Genomic DNA, 24,784 nt, shown 5'->3' with positions numbered 1-24,784 from the left:
CGTCATTCCGCGATCACGCTGACATGGGCGCTGACGACCCGCCAGCCTTCCGGGAACTTGACCCAGGTCTGGCTTTGCCGGCCGATCTTGCCGGGCATGCTGTCGCGCCGGAACAGCGTGTTGGCCGTGGCCATGGCATCGCCGTAAGCAGTGATGACGGTGCGCTCGATCGTGCGCATCACCCCGACCGGCGAACGCGCCGCACGGAAGGCCGCGATCTCGGCATAGCCGTAGAGATTTTCGCCCACGCCGTAGCGCAATGTCTGCGGGCTGTCCTTGAACAGCGCGTCCAGCGTCGCAACGTCATTGGTCGTCAGCGCTTTCTCATAGGCGGCAAAAGCGGCCTCGACTTCGGCAAGCACGGCGGGGTCGTTGATCTTCATTCGAATCTCCAAATTATTGTCATTCCGGGGCGCGGCAAAGCCGCGAACCCGGAACCCACGACCGGGCGATCCATCCCTGCCTTCAAAGCTCACCCGGTCGTGGGTTCCGGGTTCTTCGCGCTGCGAAGCCCCGGAATGACATGGGTTGGCCTCACAGCGGCGGATGCGGAATCGCGGTCAGCAATTCCTGAGTGTACGCCGCCTGCGGATTGCCCAACACCTCCTCGGCCGTGCCTTGTTCGACGATCGCGCCGGTCTTCATCACGATGACCCGGTCGCAGAGCAGCCGCACCACGTTGAGATCGTGCGAGACGAAGAGATAGCTCATGCCGAGCCGCCCCTTCAGCTCCTCCAGCAGGTTCAGCACCACGGCCTGCACGGAGACATCGAGCGCCGCCGTCGGCTCGTCCAGGATGACGAGATCGGGATCGAGTGCGATGGCGCGCGCGATGCCGACACGGGCCTTCTGTCCGCCCGAAAGCTGGTGCGGAAAGCGGTCGATCAGTTCGACCGGCAGGCCGACGAGCCGCGCCAGCTCCTCGCAGCGGGCGCGCAAGGCATCGCGACCCGAAATCCCGCCCATGCGCAGGATCGGATCGGCAATCGCCCGCTCGGCCGTGAAGCGCGGGTTCAGGCTGTCGGTCGGATCCTGGAAGACCATCTGGATGCGCCGGCGATACGGCGAGGCCGCGAAAGATTTGGCCGGGACTGCGCCGATATCGGCGCCGTCGAAGACGATGCGTCCGCCGCTGGGGTCGATCAGTCGCGTGATCATCATCGAGGTCGTCGACTTGCCGCAACCGGACTCGCCGACGAGGCCGAGCGTCTCGCCCTTGGCGAGCGTGAAGCTGATGCCGTCGACTGCGCGGAAGGCGGCTTTCTCCGACTCCGCCTTGCCCATGAGCCCGGCGAGGACGCTGCCCCCCGAGGGCCGCGGATACTCCTTGACCAGGTTTTCTACCCGCATCAGCGGCTCAGTCCCTGCGGGTATGATTTGAGACGCCCTCGCCTCGGCCGGCGGCCCCCTTGGCGCATCCGGCAACAGATCGGCAAGCGACATGCCGATGCGCGGCGTCGCCTGCATCAGCTTGCGCGTATAGGGGTGCTGCGGATTGCGGAAGATGTCGGCGGCGGCAGCCGTCTCCACCACCTTGCCTTTCTCCATCACCACGACCCGGTCGCAATAGGCCGCCGCCAGCCCGAGGTCGTGGGTGATCAGGATGGTCGACATGCCCCGCTCGCGCGTAAGCTCGACGATCAGATCCATCACCGCCTTCTGGGTGGTGACGTCGAGACCCGTCGTCGGCTCGTCGGCGATCAGCAATTGCGGCTGGCAGGCGAGCGCGAGCGCGATCACCACGCGCTGGCACATGCCGCCGGAGAGCTCGAAGGGATAGGCATCGTAGCGCTCCTCGGGGCGGGCGATCTTGACCTTGGTCAGGGCCTCGATCGCCTTCTCCCTGGCGGTCGCGCGCGTCGCCTGGACATGCTGGAGCAGCACGTCCTCGATTTGCCGGCCGACCTTGCGGATCGGGTTCAGCGCCGCGCGCGGGTTCTGGAAGATCATCGAGATCTCGCGCCCGCGCAGATCGCGCATCTGCGCCTCGTCGGCCGTGACGAGGTCGATGCCGGAGAACGAGATCGCGCCCTCGGCGACGCGGCCTGCCCGGTCGAGGATGCGCACCACGGCATAGGACGTCACCGACTTGCCCGAGCCGGACTCGCCGACGATCGCGACCGTCTCGCCCTTGGCGACCTGGATGTCGATTGACTTGACGGCCTGGACGGCGCCGCGGCGCGTGGCGAACTCGACGGTGAGATTCTTGATGTCGAGAAGGGGTTGGGCCGTCATGCGACGCTCCCGCTGTCATTCCGGGGCTCGCGCAGCGAGAACCCGGAACCCACGACCGGGTGAGATCTGGTGGTCGGAGAGGCCGTGCCCCTGCCCGTGGGTTCCGGGTTCGCGGCTGCGCCGCGCCCCGGAATGACAGAGGTAAATGCAATGACAGCGGTAAATACGTGGGCCCGCATCAATTCCTCCGCTGCGGATCGACGAGATCGCGCACGCCGTCGCCGAGCAGGTTGAAGCAGAACACCGCGATCATCAGGGCCAGGCCCGGAAAGAAGGCGATCCACCATTCGCCGGAGACGATGAAGCTAGCCCCTTCCGCGACCATGATGCCCCATTCAGGTGTCGGCGGGCGCACGCCCAGACCGATGAAGGAGAGGCCGGCCGCATTCAGGATGGCATAGCCCATGGTCAGCGACATCTGCACCGCCATGATCGGCATGATGTTGGGCAGGATTTGCGTCAGCAGCAGCCGCCAGTCGGAATTGCCCGACAGCCGCGCCGCCTGCACGAAACCGGCCTCGCGGCGGACATTCGCCTCGGCGCGGGCGACGCGGGCATAGAGTGGGAAATTGATGATCGCCGTCGCCAGCACGATGTTGGTGACGCTGTTGCCGAGCGCCGCGACGATGCCCATCGCCAGCACGAAGAGCGGAAAGGCCATGATGGTGTCGGCGACGCGCCCGACCAGCTTGTCGACCCAGCCGCCGAAGAAGCCGGCCATGACGCCGGCCAGCCCGCCAAGCACGAAGACGAGCGCGACCGAGAACACCGCGATCGAGAAATCGAGTCTCGTCGCTGCGATGACGCGGCTGAAGATGTCGCGGCCGAGCTGGTCCGTGCCGAACCAGTGCGTGCGACTTGGCGCCTGCAGCGCCGCATTGGTGTTCGAGGCGAGCGGATCATAAGGCACGATCGCGGGGCCGATCAGCGCCGCCAGCAGGATCAGCGCAAACAGCCCGAAGGCGAGCCCGGTAACCGGGTTCTCGGCCACGACATGACGCGCATGTGCCCACAGGCTGGTCGAAGGCGGCGCCTCGAAGCGCAGTACCGGCAAGGCTTCAGCCGGCAGGGTTTCACCGGGAGCGGGCGCGGGCTCTTTCTTGAGGATCTGGGACATGTCGTTCACGGCCTCAACCCTCCAGCCTGACGCGGGGATCGATGACGCCGTAGAGCACGTCGATCATGAGGTTCAGCGCGACATACATCACCGCCATGGTCAGCACGAAACCCTGGATCGGCGCGTAGTCCGACGCGATCAGCGCCTCGACCGCATAGGAGCCGATGCCCGGCCAGGCAAACACCTTCTCGACCAGCACATTCGCGCCGAGCAGGAAGGAGAACACCATGCCGAGCGTCGTCACCACCGGCAGCATCGCGTTACGGAAAGCATAGGTGCCGATGACCTTGCTATTGGTCAGGCCGCTGGCGCGCGCCGTGCGGACGAAATCGGCGCCGAGCACCGCCAGCATCGAGGCCCGCGTCATCCGCGTGATCGGAGCGAGCGAGAAGATGGCGAGCGTCACGGCCGGCAGGATGAGCTGCGAGAAGGCGGCGCGAAAACCCTCGAGATCGCGCGCGAGCAGCATGTCGATCAGCAGGAAACCGGTGACGCCAGGCGGCTCGGAGGCGAAGACGTCGAGCCGCCCGAGTGGTGCCGGAGACCAGCCGAGCAGGAAGTAGAAGACATAGACCAGCAAGAGCCCGGTGAAGAACACCGGCAACGAGACGCCCGCCGTCGCGACGATCCGGCAGAGATGGTCGATCCAGGAGCCCTGCTTCACCGCCGCCAGCACGCCCAGCGGCAGGGCCACCGCCATGGCGAGCAGCAAGCCGGCCAATGTCAGTTCGGCCGAGGCCGGCAGTCTCGCTGCGATGTCCCTGGTCACCGGCTGGCCGGTCGTCAGCGACTGGCCGAGATCGCCCTTCAGCAATGCCGTGACATAGGAGACGAACTGCACCGGCAGCGGCTGGTCGAGACCGAGCTTGCCGCGGATCTCGGCGATGGCCTGTGGCGACGCCGCAGGGCCGGCGAAATAGGCGGCGGTGTCGCCCGGCAGGACCCGCGTCAGCAGGAAGGTGACGATGATCACGCCGATGATCGACGGGATCGTCGTCATAAGGCGCTGGCCGATCATCTTCAGCATGGCGAGGCGTCCTTCTCGTTTGCGCTACTGGGAGCAACTCCCGCCGTCATTGCGAGCGCAGCGAAGCAATCCAGGAGCGGCAGCACTCCAGGTCCCCTGGATTGCTTCGTCGGCTTCGCCTCCTCGCAATGACGGTGAGCGCTCATCGACGCTCACCCCTTCGTCAGGTAGCGGAAATCCGGCTCGCGGCAGGGCTGGAACTGGTAGCCGCCGATCGACTTCTGCATCGCGACGTCATGGGTCGGCTGGGCGATCGGCACCATCGGCACCTCGACATTCACCAGCTTGATGAACTCGACGACGCTCTTGTCGTAAACTGCCTTGTCGGCGGTGAAGCGGGCCTCGTCGACCAGCTTGTCCAGCGCCGGATTCTGGTAGGCGGCGATGTTGAAGATCGAATTGTTACCGTGCATCGTCCAGAACAGATAATAGTCGGGATAGTCGAGCCAGCCGGCGAAGCGGTTGAGGACCATCGGATTGGTCTTCTTCTGGATTTCGCCGCGGAAATTGGCGCCCGGCACCTTCGAGATCTCGACATTGATGCCGATGGTTGCGAGCGCCTCCTTGATCAGCACCGACATCGGCTCGGCCACCGTCGCATTGCCGGCATCGAACAGCAGCGTCGTCGAGAAGCCGCCGCCGGCCGCATCGACCAGCGCCTTCGCCTTGGCGACGTCGGTCTTGTAGGGGAAGGGTTGCGGCCAGGCGACCTTGGGCGTCTCCGGCCCGCCGGACATGTCGACGCCGCGGCCGAACAGCGAGGCCTGCAGCATCTTCTCATAGGGCATCACCCAGGCGACCGCCTGGCGCAGGCGGACATCCTTGAACGGCCCGACCTGCGTGTTGAGATAGCAGCCCCAGACGCCGTTGGGGATCGGCACCCCGACGACATTGACCTTGCCGGCATCAGCCAGATCCTTGAAGTCCTTCGGCGGCAGACCGTAGGAGATGTCGGCGTCGCCACGCTCGATCAGGGCCCGGCGGGTCGAAGGCGAGGCGATGTCGCGCGCGATGATGCGGCGCAGGTTCGGCAGCTTGCCGCAGGTCCAGGCGTCGTTGCGGACATAGATGGTCTCGACGCCGGGCTTCCAGCTCTCGACCTTGTAGGCGCCGGAGCCTGCGATGTTGTTCTTGAGATAGTCCTTCGCCCAGGGGTCGTCGCCGCCATTCTTGATGGCAAGCTCGGAATCGAACACGAAGGGGATGGTGACGGCCAGGTTCGGCAGCGTCATCTTGTCCTTGCGGATGAAATCGATACGGAAGGTCTTGTCGTCGACCACGACGAACTGTTCGGGCTTCTCCAGCGAGCCGGCATTCATCTGCGTCGTGGCGAAGCCGCCGATCGAGACCGCGCGGTGGAGCGACCATTTGACGTCTTTAGCCGTGACCTTGCGCCCGGAGTGGAAGGTGGCGTCGCGTAGCTTGAAGGTGCAGCTCATGCCGTCCGAGGCAAGCTGCCAGCTTTCCGCCAATTCGCCTTCGAGTTCGCCCATCGCGATCGTATTGCCGCCGCCGCCCGGAATCGGCACCGGCTTGAAGCGCAGCAGCCGATCATAGCAATTCAGCGCCACGCCATTGACCGGCTGCGACGAGCCGATGCCTTGCATGTCCAGGCTGTTGGGGCCGTATTCCTGCACCAGAAGCAGCGTCTCGCTGCGGCTCGGCGCCTGGGCCTGCGCAGTGCCGCCACGAGCGAAAGGCAGGCTGAGGCCGGCTGCGATGGCGGTGCGGCGTGTGATTGTCATGGAACGATCCCTCAATGCGCGGACAGGCTGGCATGCGCCAGCAGCCCTGGAGTGGTGCCGGCAACGGAAAGATGCACCTCTCATGCACAGAGCGTGCCGCCCTAAATCTCAAACGAAAGCAGCGCCGCCGGCAGCCACATCCGACTTCGCGGGGCGGCGCCATGGCGCGGCGGAAGCCGATTTTCCCTGCGATCGCTGCGCATTCGCGCCAGAATCGACGTCTCAGTTCTCGATCGACAGCGCTTGCAGAATGAAGCGCATCAATGCACGCTGCGGCAGGCTCTTGGCCGGATTACATGCATCTTGTATGCACGCTGGCAATAATCGCACATTTTATAGGCAATCAGTCAAACCGGCTGCATCGAAGAGATGGCGGTGCGGCGATTCCGGTCGCGGGCTCTAGCGCTCGAGGATATGCGCGCCGCCGTGTACGGAGAGCCGGACGCGCGCGCCCGGCAGAGGCAGATCGCGACCCGGCGAGCGGACGAGGACGCGTATCCGCGCCTCCTCGAATCCGACCCCTACGGTGATGGCACAGAGCGCTCCGCCGAACTCGACCTCCTCGACCTCGCCATGACAGGCGGCAGTCTCCTGGGGGCCGGTCGCGGCTGGCGAGAGGCTGATCTGCTCGGGCCGTAGCATGATTTCGCCGGGGCCACGGCGCGCGCCGGTCTCGGCCGGAATGCGCCCGAGCGCGCAATCGACGAAGCCCTCGCCCAGTTGCGCCTCCAGCATCGTCGCATCGCCAAGGAAGAGCGCGGTCTCGCGGTCCTTCGGCTGCCAGTAGAGCACGCCCGGCGCACCGACCTGCATCAGCCGCCCGCCTCGCAGCACCGCGACCTGATCGGCGAAGGACAAGGCCTCGGCCTGGTCATGCGTCACCATGATCGCAGTGATGCCGGCCTGGCTCAGCACCCGCATCACCGACTTGCGTACCGCCTCGCGCAAACCCGTATCGAGCGCCGAGAACGGTTCGTCGAGCAGCATCAGCGCCGGGCGGCGCGCCAGCGCCCGGGCCAGCGCCACGCGCTGCTGCTGCCCCCCAGAAAGTTCATGAGGGCGGCGGCGCAGCATGGCGCGGTCGAGCTCGACCATCTCCATCAGCTCGCTGACGCGCTGGTCGCGCTCCGGGTCGCCGGCCTCGATCCCGAAGCCGATATTCTCGGCCACATTCAGATGCGGAAACAGCGCCCCGTCCTGCGGCACATAGCCGATGCCGCGCAGATGCGCCGGCGCGATCAAGGGTCCGTCCGCCAGTACCTGGCCGTTCAGCGTCACGCGGCCGGCATCGGGCGCGTCGAAACCGGCGATGATGCGCAGCAGCGTGGTCTTGCCGGAGCCGGAGGGGCCGACGATCGCCGTGCGGCTGCGCGCCGGCACGGTGAGATCGACGCCCTCCAGTGCGATCTGCGGACCGTAGCGCTTGCTCAGGCCGGTGACGTCGAGAAGGCTCACTGTCCGGCCACCCGTCGCGATTGCGCATGCAGGAGCGCCGTCAGAGGCAAGGATAAGGCGATCATCAGCGCCGCATAAGGCGCGGCTGCCGCATAGTCGAGCTCATTCGTCAGCGCCCAGAACTCGGTCGCGAGCGTGCGCGTGCCATTGGGCGCAAGCATCAGCGTCGCCGTCAGCTCGGTAGTGACCCCCATCGCGACGAGCGCCATGCAGGCCGCGACGCCCGGCGCCGCAAGCCGCATCGTCACCGAAAGGATCGCGCCGACCGGCCTGCGCCCGAGCGCGATCGCGGCGCGCTCCAGCTCGACCGGCACCTGCGCGATGCCGGCGCGCAGGCCCACCAGCGCGCGCGGCAGGAACATCAAACCATAGGCGAGGAGCACGGTCGCGACCGTCTGGTAGAGCGGCAAGGCGACCCTGACCGTGATCGTGACCAGGGCGAGCGCGACCACGACGCCGGGCAAGGCGCCGACATAGTAATGGCAGCCTTCGAGAACCCTCTGCAACCGGCCCGGCGCGCGCACTGAAAGCCAGGCCATCGGGATGGCCGCAAGCGTCGTCGCCAACGCACCGCCCACGGCATAGAACAAGGTCTCGCCGAAGGCCGCGGCAAGTTCCCGCGCCTGCCAGATCTCGCTGCCGCCGGCGATGAGCCAGCGGCCGAGCGCATAGGCTGGAACACCGAGCGCAAGCCCGCTCAGCGTCAGAGGCAGCAGCACGGCGATCCCGCGCGCCCGGCCGAGACTGCGGCGCGAGGCCGGGCGCGGCGCGCCCGATCCGACCCGGGCATAGCGCGCATCGCCCCGGATCAGCAGCTCGAGCCCGAGCAGGCCGAGGCAGGAGAGCACGAGCACGCCCGCCAGCATGTTCGCGGCCGGCCCGTTATAGCTCGACTGGAACTGGTCGACGATCGCGGTGGTGAAGGTGTCGAAGCGGATCATCGCGTAGAGGCCGTATTCGGCGAGCAGATGCAGGCCGATCAGCAGGGAGCCGCCGCACAGCGCGATCCGCAATTGCGGCAGCACGACCCGCAGGAACACGCGCCAAGGCGCGAGCCCCAGCGAAGCGGCGGCATCTTCCATCGCTGGGTCGAGGTGGCGAAGCTGCGCCGCGACCGGCAGATAGAGAAACGGCAGATAGGCCAGGACCGAGACGAAGACCGCGGCGAAAAGCCCGTGCATCCCCGGCGCGACGCCGACCCAGGCATAGGACTGCACGAAGGCCGGGATTGCCAGCGGCGCGACTGCGAGCCAGGACCAGAGCCGCGCGCCGGGCACGTCGCTGCGCTCGGTCAGCCAGGCGAGCGCCACCGCCAGCACGATGCAGGGCGGCAGGGTCAGCACTTCGAGCAGCGCCGTATTGACCAGCAATTCGCCGACGCGCGGCCGGAAGATCAGGGCGGACGCCGTCTCCCAGCCGGTCTGGAGCGTGATCCAGAGGATGAAACCGAGCGGCAGCAGCGTGACCAGCGAAACCAGCGCCGCCAGCCCGAACAGGGATTTGGCCGCAAGCTGCCGGACGCGACGCAGCCGCAAGGGCTGCGTCGCGATGACGGCATAGGCTCGCAAGGGCTGTGCCTGCACGGACATGAGCTATCGAACCAGCTAGAGCGTTTTCGAGCGAAGTGGACACCGGTTCGCTCGAAGAAAACGCCAAAAGACGAAGCGGGGCGAGGGCGCGACGCGGGTCACGCCGTCATCCCCCATGATCTACACCTCAGAGCAGCCCGGCCGCCGTCATCAGTTCGGAGACCTTCTTGCTGTCGAGCTTGGAAGGCTCGACCTTCGGCGCCTGCAAATGCGCGATCGGCTCCAGCTTCGGGTTCGATTCAGCACCCGTGGCGATGGCGTATTCGAAGCTGTCGCCGTCCCGCAGCACGGCCTGGCCGCGCTTGCCCGCCATCCACTTCACGAAGGCCTCGGCCTGCTCCTTATGCTTGCTCGAAGCCAGCACGCCGGCGCCGGACGTGCTGAGGAAGGCGCCCGGATCGCCGTTGCGGAAATAGTGCAGCGCGACATTGCTGCTGTTCTCGCCCGTCTTCGCCTGGTCGCCGAAATAATAGTAGTGGTAGATCACCGCGCCATCGACTTCGCCGGCATTGACCGCCTTCATGGCGACGCTGTTGCCGCGATAGGCGGTCGAATTCGCCTTCATCGCCTTGAGCCATTCAGCGGTGATCTTCTCGCCCTTGAGCTCGAGCAGCGCGCCGACGATCGCCTGGAAGTCGGCGCCCGAGGGCGAAGCGGCCCAATGCCCCTTCCACTTCGCGTCCGCAAGGTCGAGCAGCGACTTCGGCAGGTCGCTCTCCCTCAGCTTGCGCGTGTCATAAACGAAGACGGTGCTGCGCGCGGCGACGCCGACCCAGCGCCCGCTCGCCGGCTGGAAATTCGCCGGCACCTGCGCCAGCACGTCCTTGGGCAAGGTCTCGAACAGCCCGGCCTTCTCGACCAGCACCATGGCCGGCGAATTCTCGGTGATGAAGACATCGGCGGGCGAAGCCGCGCCTTCCTGGACGATCTGGTTGGCGAGTTCGGTGTCGCCGCCCTTGCGGATCGTCACCTTGATGCCGGTTTCCTTGGTGAAGCCGTCGGCCCAGGCCTTGGTCAGACTTTCATGCTGCGCATTATAGACGGTGATGCCCTCATCGGCGGCACGGGCGGCGTGCGACGCGCCGGACAGGATCAAGGCGAGCGCGGCGGCGCGCATCAGGGAAGACGGCATCAGCGTCATGACAACCTCTACAACTCCGGTCCTTCAGGGGAGGCGGACCAAGTATCGAGGCTTAGATTCCCGCAGCCGGAAGCTGTCAATTTCTATGTTTTTTCCTTATAATAATTACAAACTGAGAAAAGCGGACGCGCGTTTTCGTGATTTGACCGAAAATTGGCGCAAAGAGCGCATCACGCAATGCCTCTTGTCTTGATCTCCCGTGCGACGAGCATGAAGAGCACCTTCTGAAGCAGGATGCGTTCGGGTGGCCGGCCGCGCCCTGGTCCGCACTTCGTTACGCCCGGATGATCAGACCGCTTCAAGCTCGCAGCAAAGAGCTTCGGGCACCTTGAAAACGCACCACTTTGCGGCCAAATCGCTCGCCGCGACGATTATCCGTTCAAAGAGTTTTGCAGCATGACCGCCACGACCACCGAGAACCGCAGTTTCGAAGCCGACGTCTCGCGCCTGCTCCATATGATGGTGCACTCGGTCTATTCGGACCGGGACGTCTTCCTGCGCGAACTGATCTCCAACGCTGCCGACGCCTGCGAGAAGCTGCGCTACGAGGCGATCGCCAGGCCGGAGTTGATCGGCGACGACCCCAGGCTCGCGATCACCATTGCCGCCGATACCGAGGCCGGCACGCTCTCGATTGCCGATAACGGCATCGGCATGACCCGCGACGAGATGATCGAGGCGCTCGGCACGATCGCCCGTTCCGGCACCCGCGCCTTCATGGATCGCGTCGAGGCGGCCCAGGGCAAGGAGGGCGCCCAGCTCATCGGCCAGTTCGGCGTCGGCTTCTATTCCGCCTTCATGGTGGCGGGCCAGGTCGAGGTCGTCAGCCGCCGCGCCGGCAGCGAGGAGGCCTGGCGCTGGTCCTCCGACGGCAAGGGCGAATTCTCTGTCGCCCCAGCCGCGCTGGAGGAGGCCCCCGTTCGCGGTACGCGCGTTACCCTCTCGCTGCTCGACGACGCCAAGAGCTATGCCGAGCGCTGGACGCTGGAACGCATCGTCAAGGCGCAGTCCGGCCATGTCCCGGTGCCGATCTCCCTCGTCGAGAAGCCTGGCGCCGAGGCGACCGCACTCGCCGACGGAGCCGCGCTCTGGACCCGGCCGAAAAGCGAGATCAAGCCCGAGGACTATGCCGACTTCTACCGCAGCGTGGCGGGCCAGTACGATGAGCCCGCCGCGACGATCCATTTCCGCGCCGAGGGGCGTCACGAATACACCGCGCTCGCCTTCGTGCCGGGCGGCAAGCCGTTCGATCTCTTCGACGCCGACCGCAAGGGCCGGATGAAGCTCTATGTGAAGCGCGTCTTCATCACTGATGAGGCCGAGCTCCTGCCGCGCTATCTGCGCTTCGTGCGCGGCCTCGTCGACACTGCCGACCTGCCGCTCAACGTCTCGCGCGAGATGATCCAGGACAGCCCGCTGCTCGGCGCGATCAAGAAAGGCGTGACCAACCGAATCCTTGGCGATCTCGGCAAGCTCGCGGAGCAGGATGGCGAGGCTTTCACCAAGATCTGGGAGAATTTCGGCCCCGTCATCAAGGAAGGTCTCTATGAGGATTTCGAGCGGCGCGAGCAATTGCTCGGACTGTCACGCTTCAAGACGACCGCCTCCGGCGACACCTGGCGCAGCCTCAAGGACTATGTCGCCGCGCTGAAGGAGAACCAGACGGCGATCTACTACATCGCCGGCGACGATCCCGCGCGCATTGCCGCCTCGCCCCAGCTCGAGGGCTTCCGCGCCCGCGGCATCGAGGTCCTGCTGCTGAGCGACCCGGTCGACAGCTTCTGGGTGTCGAACGCCCCCGATCATGACGGCAAGCCGTTCAAATCCGTGACGCAGGGCGCGGCCGATCTCGGCCTGATCCCGCTGCTCGACGGCGAGGCGAAGCCGCAGCTCGAAACCAGCACCGAAGTCGCGGCGCTGCTCGACGCGATGAAGCAGACGCTGGCGGCCGAGGTCGAGGATGTCCGTGCCTCCGACCGCCTGACCGACAGCGCGGTTTGCCTCGTCGCGACCGACAAGGGGCCCGACCGGCAGTTCGAGCGCCTGCTCTCCGCCGCCGGCCGCCTCGACGGCGCCAACAAGCCGGTCCTCGAGGTCAATCCGCAGCATGAGCTGATCATCCGCCTCGCCGGATCGCAGGACGAGCCGCTGCGCAGCGACATCGCCCATCTGCTGCTTGACGAGGCGCGCATCCTCGATGGCGAGCGGCCGGCCGACGCCAAGGCTTTCTCCGATCGGCTGACCAGGCTCATCGCCAAAGGGCTGGCCTGAACGCGGCCCTCCTAGAGCAGGATGCGAAAAAGTGGGAACCGGTTCTTCGCGCCGATCCTGCTCTAACTCTTAGATGAGAGACGGATTCAGATTTCAGGTGGGATCACACAGTGATCTCACCTGAAATCATCCGACTCTCGCGCGCTGTTCAGGCGAAGTTGAACAGCGTCTGGGGATTGTCGACCAGCATCAACTGGCGCTCGCGCGAGCCGGGCGCGATCTCCGTCAGGAGGTCGACGAGATCGCCATCATCCGGCATCGGCCCACGCAGGTTCACATGCGGCCAGTCGCTGCCCCAGAGCATGCGCTCGGGTGCGTGCCGGGCGAGACTCGTCGCGATCGGCAAGGCGTCGTGAAAAGGCGGCCCGGCAACCGACAGCCGGTCGGCGCCGCTGAGCTTGAGCCAGACGCGGCCGGTGTCGATGAGGCGCTTCAGCGCCACGATGCTGGGGCCGTCCGGCCCTTCCGCCAAGGGCGGCCGCGCCATGTGGTCGACCACGACAGGCGCGGCGATGGAGCCGAGGAAGCCCTCCTGCGTGACGATGTCGTGGCCGGCGACATGGATCGCGACATGCCAGCCGAACGGCGCGACCTTGGCGATGATCGTCCGCATCGCCGCAAGGTCGGGCTGACCGCCGAGATGCGTCAGGAAGTTGAAGCGGACGCCGCAGATGCCGCCAGCGTCGAGGGCCGCGATCTCGCCTTCCGTGCAATCCGGCTTCAGCAGCGCGACGCCGCGATAGCGCCCCGCGCCCTCAGTCAGTGCGGCGAGCAGCGGGCGATGATCGAGGCCATGCCCCTGGCTCTGGACGATCACGGCCCGCGCAATGCCGAGATGGTCGTGCAATCGCCGCAGCGCCGTCTCGGGCGCCGCATTGGGGGTGAAGCTGCGCTCGGGCGGCAGCGGAAAGCGGTCGAAGGGGCCATAGATATGGCAATGCGCGTCGCAGGCGCCGGGCGGCAGCGCGAGCACCGGCTTGCGCGGGTTGGGGTTCGGCGGCGGGCCGTCGGGCTTCGGGGTCATCGTTAAATCCTCAATCGCAACGCGCGGTCATGCCGCCATCGACGACAATCTCGGTTCCGGTGATGAAACGAGCCTCGTCGGAAGCCAGGAACAGCGCCGCATGGGCGGTGTCGCGCCCGTCCCCCATGAAGCCGAGCGGAATGCGGGCGACGCGGGCTGCGAGCAGCGCCGCGACATCGCCATCGGCGCGTTGGCCGGCCAGCCGCGCCTCGACCATCGGCGTGTGCATCTGGCCCGGCACGACCGTGTTCACCCGGATGCGCCTGGGTGCGTATTCGACGGCCGTGACCCGCGAGAACTGGATGATCGCAGCCTTGGCCGCGGCGTAGCCGACTTGCGCCGCGCCGGTCCAGCGCAGGCCAGAGGTCGAGGCGGTGTTGACGATCGCACCGCCGCTATTCGCCTCCATTACCGGGATGACGTGCTTGCAGGCGAGGAAGACGCTCGACAGGTTGAAGTCGAGCTGGCGGCGCCAGCCCTCCTCCGACAGCGCCACCGCCCCGCCCGGCGCCGAGCCGCCGACATTGTTGACGAGGATGTCGATCGTCCCAAAGGTCTCGCGGCAGGCCTGCACGGCCTTCTCGACCTGCGCGCTGTCGGTCGCGTCGCAGAGATGGGTCGCGATCGTGCCGCCAGCCTCCTCGGCGCGCGTCACCGTCTCGGCCATGGTCTCGGCCGTGAGGTCGAGCGCAAAGACCTTCGCCCCCTCGCTTGCGAACAGCACCGCCGCCGCCCGGCCATTGCCCCAGCCCGGCCCGACGCAGCCTGCACCCGTGATCAGCGCGACCTTGCCGGCAAGACGCCCCGCCCCCGCCGTCACGGTTCGAGCTCCGTCGCTTCGCCCTCGGGCAGGCCGATCTCGAAGGCATTCAGCGTCATCGAGACCAGCGTGTAATAGCCGAGCACGCCGACGAGCTCGACCACGCCGGCCTCGCCGAGCTCGCGCACCGCCGCCGCATGCACAGCCGCTGGGACAGCGTGTGTCTCATGCAGCGCCATCGCATAGTCATAGACGGCCTGCTGCGCCCGCGTCGCGAAGTCCGGCTTCTCCCGCCTGGCGATCGCCGCCACGACCGCCGGATCGAGACCCGCCTTCAAGCCCTCGCGCTTATGGACGAACCATTCGTAATGCGAGGTCCAGCGCCGCGCCGTCACCAGGATGGCAAGCTCAGAGAGCAGCGGCCCGAGACTGGTGTCGTAGCGCAGGAATTCGCCAAGCCGCTGGGCCCGGGCGCCGAATTCGGGGCTGTGCAGCCAGGCCCGCAGCGGCGCCGGAACGCGCCCGCGCTTGCCCGAGGCCGCCTCCTGCGAGACGCGTCGCTGCGCCTCATTCATCTCGTCTGGCGTGAAATCCTTGATACGCATGCGCTCGCCTCAATCGCGTCGATAAGGGGCATAAAGATTGAGCAGCTTTGCGCCGTAGTCGCCCGCCACGGCGAACGCAGCCTCGACGTGCTCCGATCCGACGGGACGCGAGAAGGCGGCGAGCAGCCACAGGGCGCCGGCCGTGTCGCGGAACAGCCGCAGCTGGCACAAGCCGTCGAGTCCGGCGGCGCTCTGAAGCAGCGCCGCGACGGCCGCATCACCGGCCCCGGGATATTGCGCCACGCAAAGGCGCGCGACCTCGCCCACGGGCAGAGCCAGCGCGCCTCCGGGATGAAGCTGCTCGGCGACGACCCGTCGCCGCCCGATGGTGCGCGGCAGCAGGCGCTTGCTCCAGGGCGTGGAATTTTCTCCCGAGACGGCGGCATATTCCGGCGTCGCGAGCGCCTCGACGGAATTCAGATCGTAGATCGCGAGCCAGCGCGGCCAGCCTGACAGGCAGACCCAGCGCGAGGCGCTCTCGAAGCCGGGCAGGCCGCGCCGCTGCGGAAAATGCTCGCTGTCATACCAGTCGTTGAACTCCTCCTCGAATGCGGCGGGAGGCTCCATGGCGACGAGCAGCAGCCCCTTAGGCATGGGCGCCCTCCGCGATGGACTTGAGACTGCCGGCATGCCGCGTCAGGAATGGCACGATCTGCGCAGCCATTGCCTGCGCAGCCTGCACCGGCATCAGATGCCCGCTCTCGATCGTCGTGAAGAGTGCATGCGGGATCGCGCGCGCCGTCGCCTCGACCTCGGCGGGCGGGCGCAAGAGGTCGTGCCGGCCGGCAAGGACGAGGCAGGGCATCGTCAGGAAGGGCAGGCATTCGGCCACACGCGTCCCGGCCAGGGCGGCATTGGCCATCGCGTAGCTCTCGGGATCATTGGCAAGGAAGCGCTCGCGATAAGTTTCGAACGCAGCCCCGTCGGTGCGCAATGCCTCCGGATAGGAGCGGGCCAGGCTCGCCTCGACGATCGCCGCCATGCCCTCGCGGCGCGCGAGCCTGGCGCGCCGGTCGAGATAGGCCTTGCGCTCCGGCGCAACCGAAAGCGCCGGCGCGCACAGGGCCAGCGCGTCGACGACGGCCTCGTCGCGCGCCGCGTAAGCCACCGCGATCGCAGCCCCGGCCGCGACGCCGGCAAGCAGGCAGCGTGGCCCGAAACCGGTCGCAGCGACAAGCCGCGCGAGGTCGGCCGCATGGTCCTCGATCGACAGTGCCGCAGGCTTCCGGCTCGATCCGCCGGCGCCGCGCTGGTCATAGCGCAGCACGCGGAAATGCGGGGTCAGCAGGGGGAGCAACCCGTCGAAGCTCTCCAGCGCCCCGCCGAGTTCGTGGATCAGCACAAGATCCGGCCCCTCTCCCCTGATCTCGTAGCGAAGCTCGCAGGAGCCGAGCGATGCATGCGGCATGGGCACAAGTGCCTCAATTCGTCTTGATGTTCGCCGCCTTGACGACGGCCGCCCATTTGTCGATCTCAGTCACGATATAGGCGGCGAACTCCTCCGGTCTGTTGGCGACGACGATCGCGCCCTGCAAGGCAAGCTTGTCCTTGACCTCGGGCGAGCGCAGCGCCTCGACCAAAGCGGCATGGAGCTTGTCGACGATCGGCTGCGGCGTCGCGCGCGGCGCCACGATGCCATACCAGTTGTCCGCGACGACCTTGGGCAGGCCGAGCTCCGCCGTTGTCGGCAGATCGGGCAGGCTTGGCGAGCGCGTGGCGCTGCCGATCGCGATCGCCTTGATCGTGCCGGCCTGGACATGCGGCAGCAGCACCGCGATATCCATGAACATCAATTCGACCTGCCCGGCGATCAGATCGGTCACGGCCGGGGCTGCGCCGCGATAGGGCACATGCGCCATGTCGACCTGGCCATATTGCTTGAGCAGTTCACCGGCCAGATGCGGCATGCTGCCGGCGCCGGACGAGGCGAAATTCAACGTGCCGGGCTTGGCCTTCGCCAGGGCCAGCAATTCGGGCAGGGTCGTGACCGGCACCTTCGAGCCGACGACCAGCAGCTCCGGGACGCTTGCCGCCAATGTCAGCGCCCGCAGGTCCTTGCGCGGGTCGTAGCCGATCGCCTCCTGCATGCTGACGCTGATCGCGAGCGCGCCCGCCGTGCTGATCCCGATCGTGTAGCCGTCGGGCTCCGCCATCGCGACTGCCTTGGTGCCCACGGCCCCGCCCGCCCCGGCGCGGTTGTCGATGACGACCGACTGCTTGACGATCGCCTGCATCCTCTCGGCGACGGCCCGTGCGATCGTGTCGGCAGGGCCGCCCGCGGCGAAGGGCACCACGAGCCTGATCGGCTTGCTTGGAAAGGTCTGCGCGGTGGCCGCCTGGGCCAGCAATAGGGCGGCCATCACGAGCCAGCCGCAAAATCTCGCCTGCATCATCTGCCCTCCCCCTGGGTTTGGTCTTGCCGCTCTTCCGGCGGCCCGATCGAGGCACCGACTCTGGCAGGAGAGACGCAGCGACGCCAAAACCATGTTGGAATGGCCGACCATGCCGTGACGGCATGGCTTGGATCTCTTATGCTCCCGCGGCAATTCGGAGAGGGCGCTTGGATTCCCGCAAGCTCGGATACTTCGCCAGTGTCGCGCGCGCCGGCAGCTTCAGCCGCGCCGCCGAGGAATTGCGGATCGCACAGCCCGCGCTCAGCCGGCGCATCCGCGAACTCGAGGACGAACTCGGCCAGCCGCTCCTCGTCCGCCATGGTCGCGGCGTTCGCCTGACGGCGCTGGGCGCGAGCGTGCTGCAACGGGCCGAGGAGATCGAGCACCTGCTGGCGCAGATCAAGACCGACGCCCGCCAGGACCGCCCTGCCCTGCGCGGCTCGGTCTCGCTCGGCCTGCCGCCGGCGGCGGGCCTGCTGCTCGGGCCGCCTTTGGCCGCGCATATGGCGCAGGCCTATCCCGAGATCGTCCTCAATCTGCGCGAGGGCGTCAGCTCCCTGATCCATGAATGGCTGGCGGAAAAGCGCATCGATGTCGGCCTCGTCTATAATGCGATGCCGGTCGACGGCTTCCGGATCGTGCCGCTGCTGCGCGAGCGCATGGTGCTCGTCGGCCCGCCCGGCGACACCCGCAGGATCGGCGAGACGCCGGAGATCCGCATCAAGGACATCGCCGGGCTGCCCTTGATCATGCCGAGCCTGCCGCACAACAACCGCCGTGTGCTCGAACAGGCGGCCGCGCGCCATGAGGTCCGGCTCGCCATCCGCTCCGAGGTCGACAGCGTCGCGCTGACCAAGGCCATGGTCCGGGTCGGGCAAGGCTATACGATCCTGACCCATGCCTCCGTCCAGGCCGAGGTCGCGCGCGGCGAGCTCAGCCGCCGCGCCATCGACAACCCGCCGATCCTCGCGACGCTGGCGCTGATCATGCGGCAGAGCACGCTCGCCGAACCGCTGGCGCGCCAGCTCGGCTCGGAAATCGAGGCCCTGCTGGCCGGTCTCTGCGGAACCGAGGCCTGGCCGGGGGCAACCCTGATCCCCCCGATTCAGGCAGCGACGCCGAAGCGACGGCGATAATCCGCCGGCGCGAGCCCGGTGACGCGCTGGAACAGCTTGCGGAAGGCCGAGGCATCGCCATAGCCCACCTCCCAGGCGATCTGCGCGACCGGGCGGCGGCTCCGTTCGAGCGCCTCGCGCGCCCTGGCGATCCTGATATGCTGGGCATATTCCGTCGGGCGCAGGCCTGTCGCCTTGCGGAAGCGGCGCAGGAAGGTCCGCTCCTCCAGCCCGGCGCGCGCCGCCAGCGCCGGTACGGCATGGTCCCTGGCGCCCGTCGCCTGAAGCCAGTGCTGCACCTTCAGCACCGCCGCGTCGCCATGATCGAGGCGTGGCACGAAGCGGCCATAGGGCTGCTGCGCCCGCCCCGGCGGATCGATCAGCAGGAAGCGCGCCGTCTCCAGCATCACGCTTGGCCCGAGCAGGCGCTCGACCAGGGTCAGGCCGAGATCGGTCCAGGCCAGGATGCCGCCGGCGGTGATGATGTCGCCTTCGTCGATCACCATGCGGTCGGTGTCGACGCGGATCGTCGGGAAGCGCGCCGCCAGCGCCTCTGCGAAAGCCCAATGCGTCGTCGCCTCGCGGCCCGCCAGCAGTCCGGTCTCGCCGAGCACGAAGGCGCCGGCGCAGACCGAGCACAGCGTCGTCCCCTCGCCATGGCGCCTGGTCAGCCAGGCCGCGAAACCCGCCATGGGCTGCATCTTGGCCGGCATGACCAGGCTCGGAGGAGCAATCAGATGGCCGAGCTTGTGCGCCGGCCCTGGATGGCTGTCGAAGACGCATTCGACTGCCGCCTCATCCCCTGCCGCCAGCTGCCAATGGCTGACGCGGATCGCGGGCGCCTGCGGTTCGCCCTGCGTCGCGCTGATGTCGCTGGCGATGCGGAACAGGTCGGTCAGCCCATGGACGGCCGCCAATTGCACATCGGGATAGAGCAAGAGCCCGATTTCGGCTTTGATCGTCTGAGCAGTCGTCATGCTGTCAGTTTTACCTCGCAGAATGTCGGTTCCGCCAAGCGGCAGCATGCAACGGCGCGGCTATACCGTCTACATCGAGGGCGGCGATCCCACCGCCCCGGCAATCGAAGGGACCAGATGATGAGCACGATCACCACCCGTGACGGCACGGAAATCTACTACAAGGATTGGGGTTCCAAGGACGCGCAGCCGGTCGTCTTCCACCATGGCTGGCCGCTCAGCGCGGACGACTGGGACAACCAGATGCTGTTCTTCCTCGAACAGGGCTACCGGGTGATCGCGCATGATCGCCGCGGCCATGGCCGCTCGACCCAGACCGCGACCGGCAATGAGATGGACACCTATGCCGCCGACGTCGCCGAGCTTGCCGAGGCGCTCGACCTCAGGAACGCCGTCCATATCGGCCACTCCACCGGCGGTGGCGAGGTCGCCCATTACGTCGCCCGCGCCAAGCCCGGCCGCGTCGCCAAGGCGGTGCTGATCGGCGCGGTGCCGCCCGTGATGGTGAAGTCGGAGAAGAACCCCGGCGGCCTGCCGATCGAGGTGTTCGACGGCTTCCGCGCCGCGCTCGTGGCCAACCGCGCGCAGTTCTATATCGATGTGCCAGCCGGCCCGTTCTACGGCTTCAACCGGCCTAGCGCGACGGTTTCCCAGGGCGCCATCAACAATTGGTGGCGGCAGGGCATGATGGGCGGCGCCAAGGCCCATTACGATTGCATCAAGGCCTTCTCGGAGACCGATTTCACCGAGGATCTGAAGGCGATCGACGTGCCGGTCCTGATCATGCACGGCGACGACGACCAGATCGTCCCGATCGCGGATTCGGCCCTGCTCGCGGCCAAGCTGGTGAAGAACGGCACGCTCAAGATCTATGAAGGCCTGCCGCACGGCATGTGCACGACCCATCCGGACATCATCAATCCGGACCTACTGGCCTTCATCAAGGGCTGAGATCTTGGAGCAAGGCAGCCTCGGCTCGACGGGCCGGGGCTGCTGGGCGCAGGCTGGGAGGGGACCGGCGCGGAGAACGGTGAACAACGCTACGCAGCAAGCCAGAGCAGCAAGCGTTGAGGTAACGTAAGCGTTGCGGCTTTCCCGATCTCCAACAGTTCCTCGCCAGATTGGAATGGCACGTCGACGGCGACCTCGGTGGCGCCAATCCTGACTCCGTAGCGGATGCTCGCTCCGAGGAATTCGCGATGTGCGATCACGCAGGGCAAAGCCAAGGCATTGCCTGAGGGTGACTCTGGACCAGTCAGCCCGGCATGCTGCGGCCGAAACACCAGCTTTGCGCCCTTGGGAACTGTCGCGTCGCTCGCTATTGGCACCCTGATCCCGCCGTCGATTACGAAATGACGTCCGGTGCCGGAGTCGACGATGCCGCCAGCGAGGATGTTGGCCGTGCCCAGGAAATTTGCGACGAAGAGATTGGCCGGTCGCTCGTAGAGCTCCATCGGCGTCCCGATCTGCTGGATGACACCGTCATTCATGACCGCGATGCGGTCGCAGATCGTGTTCGCCTCCTCCTGGTCATGCGTGACAAAGATCGTGGTCAGGCCGAGCCTTCGCTGCAGGTCGCGCAATTCGCGGCGAACCTGCACGCGCATCTTGGCGTCCAGGTTCGAGAGCGGCTCGTCCAGCAGGAGCACTTTCGGCTCGACCGCAACTGTGCGCGCCACCGCGACGCGTTGCTGCTGGCCGCCAGAAAGTTGCGACGGGCGCCGCTCGCCGAGATGACCCAGGCCGACAAGATCAAGCGCGATATCGACGCGTCGCTCGATTTCGGCGCGCGCCACGCCGCGTTCCTCCAGACCGAATGCGACGTTCCTTCGAACGGTCATATGCGGCCAGAGCGCGTAGGATTGGAAAACCATGCCGACATCGCGCTTCCAGGGAGGCAGATTCGAGATGTCCTTGCCGCCAATCATGATGCGACCGGTGTCGGACTGGTTGAATCCGGCAACAAGCCTCAGAAGCGTGGTTTTTCCGCAACCGGAGGGGCCGAGGAAGGCGAAGAATTCGCCGGGTCGAATGGTGAGGTTGACGTCCTTCAGGACGTGGTTTGCGCCGTAGGAGAGGTTTATGCCTTCGATGTCGACGGCGAGCGCCGGCGTGGAAATGGATGCGATGGCGTTCATGGTCAGTGGCCCATTCCCTTGGCCTTCTGGCTGCGTTCGATGATGAGCTGGGAGAGGAAAGTGCAGAGCGCCACAAGCAGGACCGCGACCACGCCGAGCGCCGCGCCCGGCCCGCGGCCTGCCGCCGATTGCATGAAGACGTAGAGGCCATAGGCGAGCGGCGCGTCAGAGTTCGACTGGACCAGCATCAGCGTCGCCGAGAGCTCGACGGCGGCCGTTGAGAACGAGGTGACGAAGCCGGCGAGGATGCCGCCTGCCATCAGCGGCACGACGACACGGCGCACCGTGCGAGCCTTGGTCGCGCCGAGATTCTCGGCTGCCTCCTCCAGCGAGACGGAAATCTGCTGAAGCGCAGCATGACAGGCCCGCAGAGCATAAGGCAGGCGCCGGATGGCGAGCGCCAGCACGATCATGATCCAGAACGAGGCGAGCGGCGTGCCGTCGGGCAACGTGACGCCGTAGAACATCCGCAGATAGCCGATGCCGAGCACGACGCCGGGAATGGCGAGCGCCGCCGACGCGGCCCAGTCGAGCCATTCGCGCCCGACGAGCTTCGTACGCAGCACGAGATAGGCGATGGCGACGCCCAGCACGATATCGATGCCGCCGGCAATCGAGGCATAGATCAGCGTGTTCTTGATGTAGAGCGAGCTCTCACCGAAGACGCGGGCGTAATGCGCCACCGTGTATGCGTCCGGCAGAGGCGAAAACGACCAGATCGTCGCGAAGGACAAGAGCAGGAGGCCCAGATGCGGCGCCAGCACCAGCGCCAGAATCAGGATGACGACACCGTAGCCGTACACCGCCTCGAAGGGTGTCATCACCCGCCGGGCAAGGCCGCCGCCGCCGCGCTGCGTCGTAGAGTAGTCGCGGCCCTTCAGCGCCAGCGCCGAGAGCCACATCGCCGCGACCGAAGCGACGACCAGCACGACCGAGATGACATAGCCCATCGGATCGGCGATTCCGATCGAGGTGACGCGCAGATAGGCCTGCGGCGCGAGCATATCCTTGACGTTGAGCAGCAGCGGCGTCGCCAGATCGTCGAAGACCTTGACGAAGACGAGCGAGGCGCCGGCGAGATAGCCCGGCATGGCGAGCGGGAAGACGATGCGGCGGAACAGCCGAAAACCGGACGAACCAAGATTCTGCGCCGCCTCCTCCATCGCCCGGTCGATGTTGCGCAGCGCGGCCGAGAGATTGATCAGGATGAAGGGGAAGTAGTGGACCGACTGAACGAAGATGACCCCGTTCAGCCCCTCCATGAAGCCGATCTTGAAGTCGAACCAGTCGTCGAGCAGCAGATTGACTGAGCCGTTGCGGCCGAAGAAGAGCTGCATCGCGACCGCGCCGACGAAGGGCGGCATGATCAGCGGCAAGAAGCCGAGCGTCTGCACGAGGGCTGCGCCGCGAAAGGCGAAGCGCGTCGTCAGATAGGCCAGCGGCAGGGCGACGACCGAGGCCCAGACCACCGACATCGCCGAAACATAGAACGAGTTCCACAGCGAGCGCATGAACAGCTCGGTCCGGACGAAGTCGTAGATATTGACGAGCGTGAACGTGCTCGTCCCCTTCTCGGTGAAGGCGACGTAGAGCACCGTCGCGACCGGCAGCACCAGGAACAGCCCCAGGAACGCCGCGATGGCGAGCGCCAGCGCGATCTGGCCGGGCGTGGCCGTGAGGCGTTTAGCGCTGACTGTGGCGAGGATGGCGGTCATGAGGGCCTGTCGTTACGTGTCATCCCGCGCAGTGCCGCGGCGCAGATGCGGGAGCGTCATCAGAAAGCGGTAGCGTCTCGTCGCGCGGTCCCGTTTCCGCGCAGCAGCGTTCCACGCTGCTGCGCGCGGGACGACACGCCTCGTCACCGCGCCGCCTTCAGCGCCTCGTCCGCCTTCACCTTCGCCTTGCCGTAGTTGTCTCGGGCAAAACTCGCCCACTGGCTTTCGACTTCGGCCTGGCGCGCGCCCTTTTCCTTGGCTCCGCTGAAGGCGCCACGCAATTCGGCGCTGGCGGACTGCACCTCGGTGACGGGAAGCGCCGCGATCAGGCTGCGGGCCTCGTCGGCCAGGGCCTTGGCCTGCGGGTTGGGCTTCCTGGCGAGCGCCGCATCGACCTCATGCAGGGTCTTGGTGACTCCCTTGAGCGCGTCGAGCTGGAACGAAATCAACTGGTCGAAGAGCGTGTCGACGACCGCCGTGCGCGCCTCCGACTTGTCGACATCGAAGCCAATCATCTTCTGGAAGCGCGGATCGGTGAAGGGGTTGGGATAGTCCGCACCGGCCTTGGCGTAGACGGCGGGGTTGACCGGCAGGCGGCGGATGCCCGGCTCCAGCAGCACCTCCTGCCCGTTAGGCGAGAGGAGGAATTCGATGAAGGCTTCGGCGGCGGCCTTGTTGGGCGCGTTCGTGACGATGCCGACATTGGCGGGCACAACCGTGGTCACGCTCGGATAGACGAATTTGACCGGGAAGCCCGAGGCCTGCGCCGAGAAGGCGAAGAAGTCGATGACGATGCCGACGCCGACCTGACCGGAATTCACCGCCTCGGGCACGCCGAAGGAGCGGTCAGTGATCGTGCGGAAATTGCCCGACATCTCCTTGATGGTGCGCCAGCCCTTGTCCCAGCCTTCGCCCTGCAGAATAGTCTCGATCGTCAGATGCGTCGTGCCCGAGCGCGCAGGCGAGGCGATCGAGACATGGTCGTAGAACACTGGCTTGGCGAGGTCCTGCCAATCCTTGGGTTCGGGCAGCTTGTTAGCCTTGGCGTAACGCTCGTTCCACATGATGCCGTAACCCGACGCCGCAAAGCCTGAATAGAAGCCCTGCGGATCATTGATCGGGTAGGAGCCGATCTTCTCGGGGATGCCGGTCGCCCTGGGCTTGTAGGCGGTGAGCAGCTGCTTGCCCTTGAGCACCTCGAAAGCGTCAGGCGCCGAGGCCCAGAACAGGTCGACCTGGTTGTTGGCCCTGGTCTCCTCCAGATATTTCACGCCTGCATTGGTGTTGCGGTTCTGGACCTCCAGCGTGACGCCGGGCATCGCCTTCTCGAAGGCCTTCTTGATCGGGTCGGTGACATCTTTCGAGAAGGATGTAACGACCGTGACCTTGCCCGCCGGGGCCTGAGCGAAAGCGGCGGAGGTCGCAAAGCTGAAGCCGAGCGCGGTCGCGAGCGCGATCCTGCGTGTGATCATGTCGT

21 protein-coding genes are annotated in these 24,784 nt (G+C 66.6%); 3 read left to right on the top strand and 18 right to left on the bottom strand.

The window, feature by feature from the left end; all coding sequences use genetic code 11:
• Window positions 1–2: 2 nt before the first annotated feature.
• From hpxZ to CYD53_RS02015, 8 genes are all read right to left on the bottom strand, one after another.
• Window positions 3–383: an oxalurate catabolism protein HpxZ gene (gene hpxZ, locus CYD53_RS02050; protein ID WP_103716447.1), complete on the bottom strand. Its 381-nt coding sequence runs from the start codon at window positions 381–383 to the stop codon at window positions 3–5.
• A 151-nt stretch (window positions 384–534) separates the two neighbouring features.
• Window positions 535–2,235, bottom strand: a complete 1,701-nt coding sequence (locus CYD53_RS02045; protein ID WP_103716446.1) for a dipeptide ABC transporter ATP-binding protein — start codon at window positions 2,233–2,235, stop codon at window positions 535–537.
• A 178-nt stretch (window positions 2,236–2,413) separates the two neighbouring features.
• Window positions 2,414–3,352, bottom strand: a complete 939-nt coding sequence (locus CYD53_RS02040; RefSeq protein ID WP_103716445.1) for an ABC transporter permease — start codon at window positions 3,350–3,352, stop codon at window positions 2,414–2,416.
• Window positions 3,353–3,365: 13 nt separating this feature from the next.
• Window positions 3,366–4,379, bottom strand: coding sequence for an ABC transporter permease (locus tag CYD53_RS02035; RefSeq protein WP_103716444.1), 1,014 nt, complete (start codon window positions 4,377–4,379; stop codon window positions 3,366–3,368).
• Between the two features lie 152 nt (window positions 4,380–4,531).
• The gene (locus CYD53_RS02030; protein ID WP_425428252.1) at window positions 4,532–6,139 is read right to left on the bottom strand and encodes an ABC transporter substrate-binding protein; all 1,608 of its coding nucleotides are present in this window, start codon (window positions 6,137–6,139) and stop codon (window positions 4,532–4,534) included.
• Between the two features lie 384 nt (window positions 6,140–6,523).
• Window positions 6,524–7,579, bottom strand: a complete 1,056-nt coding sequence (locus CYD53_RS02025) for an ABC transporter ATP-binding protein (protein WP_103716442.1) — start codon at window positions 7,577–7,579, stop codon at window positions 6,524–6,526.
• Entirely contained in the window at window positions 7,576–9,168 is a 1,593-nt protein-coding gene (locus CYD53_RS02020; protein ID WP_103716441.1) for an ABC transporter permease, read from the bottom strand. The genes CYD53_RS02025 and CYD53_RS02020 overlap by 4 nt, the downstream gene beginning before the upstream one ends.
• Window positions 9,169–9,295: 127 nt before the next feature.
• Entirely contained in the window at window positions 9,296–10,309 is a 1,014-nt protein-coding gene (locus CYD53_RS02015) for an iron ABC transporter substrate-binding protein (protein WP_425428251.1), read from the bottom strand.
• Window positions 10,310–10,705: 396 nt separating this feature from the next.
• Between CYD53_RS02015 and htpG the strand changes: the two genes are divergently transcribed.
• Window positions 10,706–12,580 carry a molecular chaperone HtpG gene (gene htpG, locus CYD53_RS02010; protein WP_103716440.1) on the top strand — a complete coding sequence of 625 codons (1,875 nt, stop codon included), beginning with the start codon at window positions 10,706–10,708 and terminating at the stop codon, window positions 12,578–12,580.
• A gap of 148 nt (window positions 12,581–12,728) precedes the next feature.
• On the opposite strand, the gene CYD53_RS02005 is transcribed toward htpG, so the two are convergent.
• Genes CYD53_RS02005 through CYD53_RS01980 form a run of 6 tightly spaced genes read right to left on the bottom strand, consistent with a single transcriptional unit; the run spans window position 12,729 to window position 17,359 of the window.
• On the bottom strand, window positions 12,729–13,604 hold the full coding sequence (locus CYD53_RS02005; protein ID WP_103716439.1) for an amidohydrolase family protein: 876 nt from the start codon (window positions 13,602–13,604) through the stop codon (window positions 12,729–12,731).
• A 10-nt stretch (window positions 13,605–13,614) separates the two neighbouring features.
• Window positions 13,615–14,424 carry an SDR family NAD(P)-dependent oxidoreductase gene (locus CYD53_RS02000; protein ID WP_103716438.1) on the bottom strand — a complete coding sequence of 270 codons (810 nt, stop codon included), beginning with the start codon at window positions 14,422–14,424 and terminating at the stop codon, window positions 13,615–13,617.
• Window positions 14,421–14,969 (bottom strand): carboxymuconolactone decarboxylase family protein, encoded by a 549-nt coding sequence (locus tag CYD53_RS01995; protein WP_103716437.1) that lies wholly within the window; start codon window positions 14,967–14,969, stop codon window positions 14,421–14,423. Before CYD53_RS01995 ends, CYD53_RS02000 begins: the two co-directional genes overlap by 4 nt.
• A 9-nt stretch (window positions 14,970–14,978) precedes the next feature.
• Entirely contained in the window at window positions 14,979–15,563 is a 585-nt protein-coding gene (locus CYD53_RS01990) for a DUF4286 family protein (protein WP_103716436.1), read from the bottom strand.
• Window positions 15,556–16,377, bottom strand: coding sequence for an alpha/beta fold hydrolase (locus CYD53_RS01985; RefSeq protein ID WP_103716435.1), 822 nt, complete (start codon window positions 16,375–16,377; stop codon window positions 15,556–15,558). The genes CYD53_RS01990 and CYD53_RS01985 overlap by 8 nt, the downstream gene beginning before the upstream one ends.
• Window positions 16,378–16,390: 13 nt before the next feature.
• On the bottom strand, window positions 16,391–17,359 hold the full coding sequence (locus CYD53_RS01980) for a Bug family tripartite tricarboxylate transporter substrate binding protein (protein ID WP_103716663.1): 969 nt from the start codon (window positions 17,357–17,359) through the stop codon (window positions 16,391–16,393).
• 170 nt (window positions 17,360–17,529) lie between these two features.
• On the opposite strand from CYD53_RS01980, the gene CYD53_RS01975 reads away from it, so the two are divergent.
• Window positions 17,530–18,498 (top strand): LysR family transcriptional regulator, encoded by a 969-nt coding sequence (locus tag CYD53_RS01975; RefSeq protein WP_181011674.1) that lies wholly within the window; start codon window positions 17,530–17,532, stop codon window positions 18,496–18,498.
• Here CYD53_RS01975 and CYD53_RS01970 read toward each other — a convergent pair.
• Window positions 18,468–19,454 (bottom strand): GlxA family transcriptional regulator, encoded by a 987-nt coding sequence (locus CYD53_RS01970; protein WP_103716433.1) that lies wholly within the window; start codon window positions 19,452–19,454, stop codon window positions 18,468–18,470. The genes CYD53_RS01975 and CYD53_RS01970 overlap by 31 nt on opposite strands.
• Window positions 19,455–19,574: 120 nt before the next feature.
• Here CYD53_RS01970 and CYD53_RS01965 point away from each other — a divergent pair, with 120 nt between their 5' ends.
• Window positions 19,575–20,405, top strand: coding sequence for an alpha/beta fold hydrolase (locus tag CYD53_RS01965; protein ID WP_103716662.1), 831 nt, complete (start codon window positions 19,575–19,577; stop codon window positions 20,403–20,405).
• Between the two features lie 89 nt (window positions 20,406–20,494).
• Here the strand turns inward: CYD53_RS01965 and CYD53_RS01960 are convergent, their stop codons facing one another.
• The 3 genes from CYD53_RS01960 to CYD53_RS01950 all read right to left on the bottom strand — a co-directional run bounded on the left by CYD53_RS01960 (window position 20,495) and on the right by CYD53_RS01950 (window position 24,779).
• A complete protein-coding gene (locus CYD53_RS01960; RefSeq protein WP_103716432.1) occupies window positions 20,495–21,592 on the bottom strand; it encodes an ABC transporter ATP-binding protein in 1,098 nt (365 codons plus the stop codon).
• 2 nt (window positions 21,593–21,594) lie between these two features.
• Entirely contained in the window at window positions 21,595–23,307 is a 1,713-nt protein-coding gene (locus tag CYD53_RS01955) for an ABC transporter permease (protein WP_103716431.1), read from the bottom strand.
• A 143-nt stretch (window positions 23,308–23,450) separates the two neighbouring features.
• On the bottom strand, window positions 23,451–24,779 hold the full coding sequence (locus tag CYD53_RS01950; protein WP_103716430.1) for an ABC transporter substrate-binding protein: 1,329 nt from the start codon (window positions 24,777–24,779) through the stop codon (window positions 23,451–23,453).
• Window positions 24,780–24,784: the final 5 nt, after the last annotated feature.

It is taken from the genome of Allobosea psychrotolerans (genome assembly GCF_002917105.1).
In the GTDB taxonomy this organism is placed as follows: domain Bacteria; phylum Pseudomonadota; class Alphaproteobacteria; order Rhizobiales; family Beijerinckiaceae; genus Allobosea; species Allobosea psychrotolerans.
The sequence above is the reverse complement of the archived record's forward strand: the minus strand, read 5'-3'. Positions and strand labels throughout refer to the sequence as shown.

What these genes read in the sequence shown, in the direction of transcription:
- CYD53_RS01970 (WP_103716433.1), bottom strand. Translation starts at nt 19,454, where the DNA reads ATGACGACTGCTCAGACGATCAAAGCCGAAATCGGGCTCTTGCTCTAT.
- CYD53_RS01995 (WP_103716437.1), bottom strand. Translation starts at nt 14,969, where the DNA reads ATGCGTATCAAGGATTTCACGCCAGACGAGATGAATGAGGCGCAGCGA.
- CYD53_RS01950 (WP_103716430.1), bottom strand. Translation starts at nt 24,779, where the DNA reads ATGATCACACGCAGGATCGCGCTCGCGACCGCGCTCGGCTTCAGCTTT.
- CYD53_RS01980 (WP_103716663.1), bottom strand. Translation starts at nt 17,359, where the DNA reads ATGCAGGCGAGATTTTGCGGCTGGCTCGTGATGGCCGCCCTATTGCTG.
- CYD53_RS01965 (WP_103716662.1), top strand. Translation starts at nt 19,575, where the DNA reads ATGAGCACGATCACCACCCGTGACGGCACGGAAATCTACTACAAGGAT.
- CYD53_RS02035 (WP_103716444.1), bottom strand. Translation starts at nt 4,379, where the DNA reads ATGCTGAAGATGATCGGCCAGCGCCTTATGACGACGATCCCGTCGATC.
- htpG (WP_103716440.1), top strand. Translation starts at nt 10,706, where the DNA reads ATGACCGCCACGACCACCGAGAACCGCAGTTTCGAAGCCGACGTCTCG.
- CYD53_RS02005 (WP_103716439.1), bottom strand. Translation starts at nt 13,604, where the DNA reads ATGACCCCGAAGCCCGACGGCCCGCCGCCGAACCCCAACCCGCGCAAG.
- CYD53_RS01955 (WP_103716431.1), bottom strand. Translation starts at nt 23,307, where the DNA reads ATGACCGCCATCCTCGCCACAGTCAGCGCTAAACGCCTCACGGCCACG.
- CYD53_RS02020 (WP_103716441.1), bottom strand. Translation starts at nt 9,168, where the DNA reads ATGTCCGTGCAGGCACAGCCCTTGCGAGCCTATGCCGTCATCGCGACG.
- CYD53_RS02040 (WP_103716445.1), bottom strand. Translation starts at nt 3,352, where the DNA reads ATGTCCCAGATCCTCAAGAAAGAGCCCGCGCCCGCTCCCGGTGAAACC.
- CYD53_RS01960 (WP_103716432.1), bottom strand. Translation starts at nt 21,592, where the DNA reads ATGAACGCCATCGCATCCATTTCCACGCCGGCGCTCGCCGTCGACATC.
- CYD53_RS02045 (WP_103716446.1), bottom strand. Translation starts at nt 2,235, where the DNA reads ATGACGGCCCAACCCCTTCTCGACATCAAGAATCTCACCGTCGAGTTC.
- hpxZ (WP_103716447.1), bottom strand. Translation starts at nt 383, where the DNA reads ATGAAGATCAACGACCCCGCCGTGCTTGCCGAAGTCGAGGCCGCTTTT.
- CYD53_RS02015 (WP_425428251.1), bottom strand. Translation starts at nt 10,309, where the DNA reads ATGACGCTGATGCCGTCTTCCCTGATGCGCGCCGCCGCGCTCGCCTTG.
- CYD53_RS01985 (WP_103716435.1), bottom strand. Translation starts at nt 16,377, where the DNA reads ATGCCGCATGCATCGCTCGGCTCCTGCGAGCTTCGCTACGAGATCAGG.
- CYD53_RS01990 (WP_103716436.1), bottom strand. Translation starts at nt 15,563, where the DNA reads ATGCCTAAGGGGCTGCTGCTCGTCGCCATGGAGCCTCCCGCCGCATTC.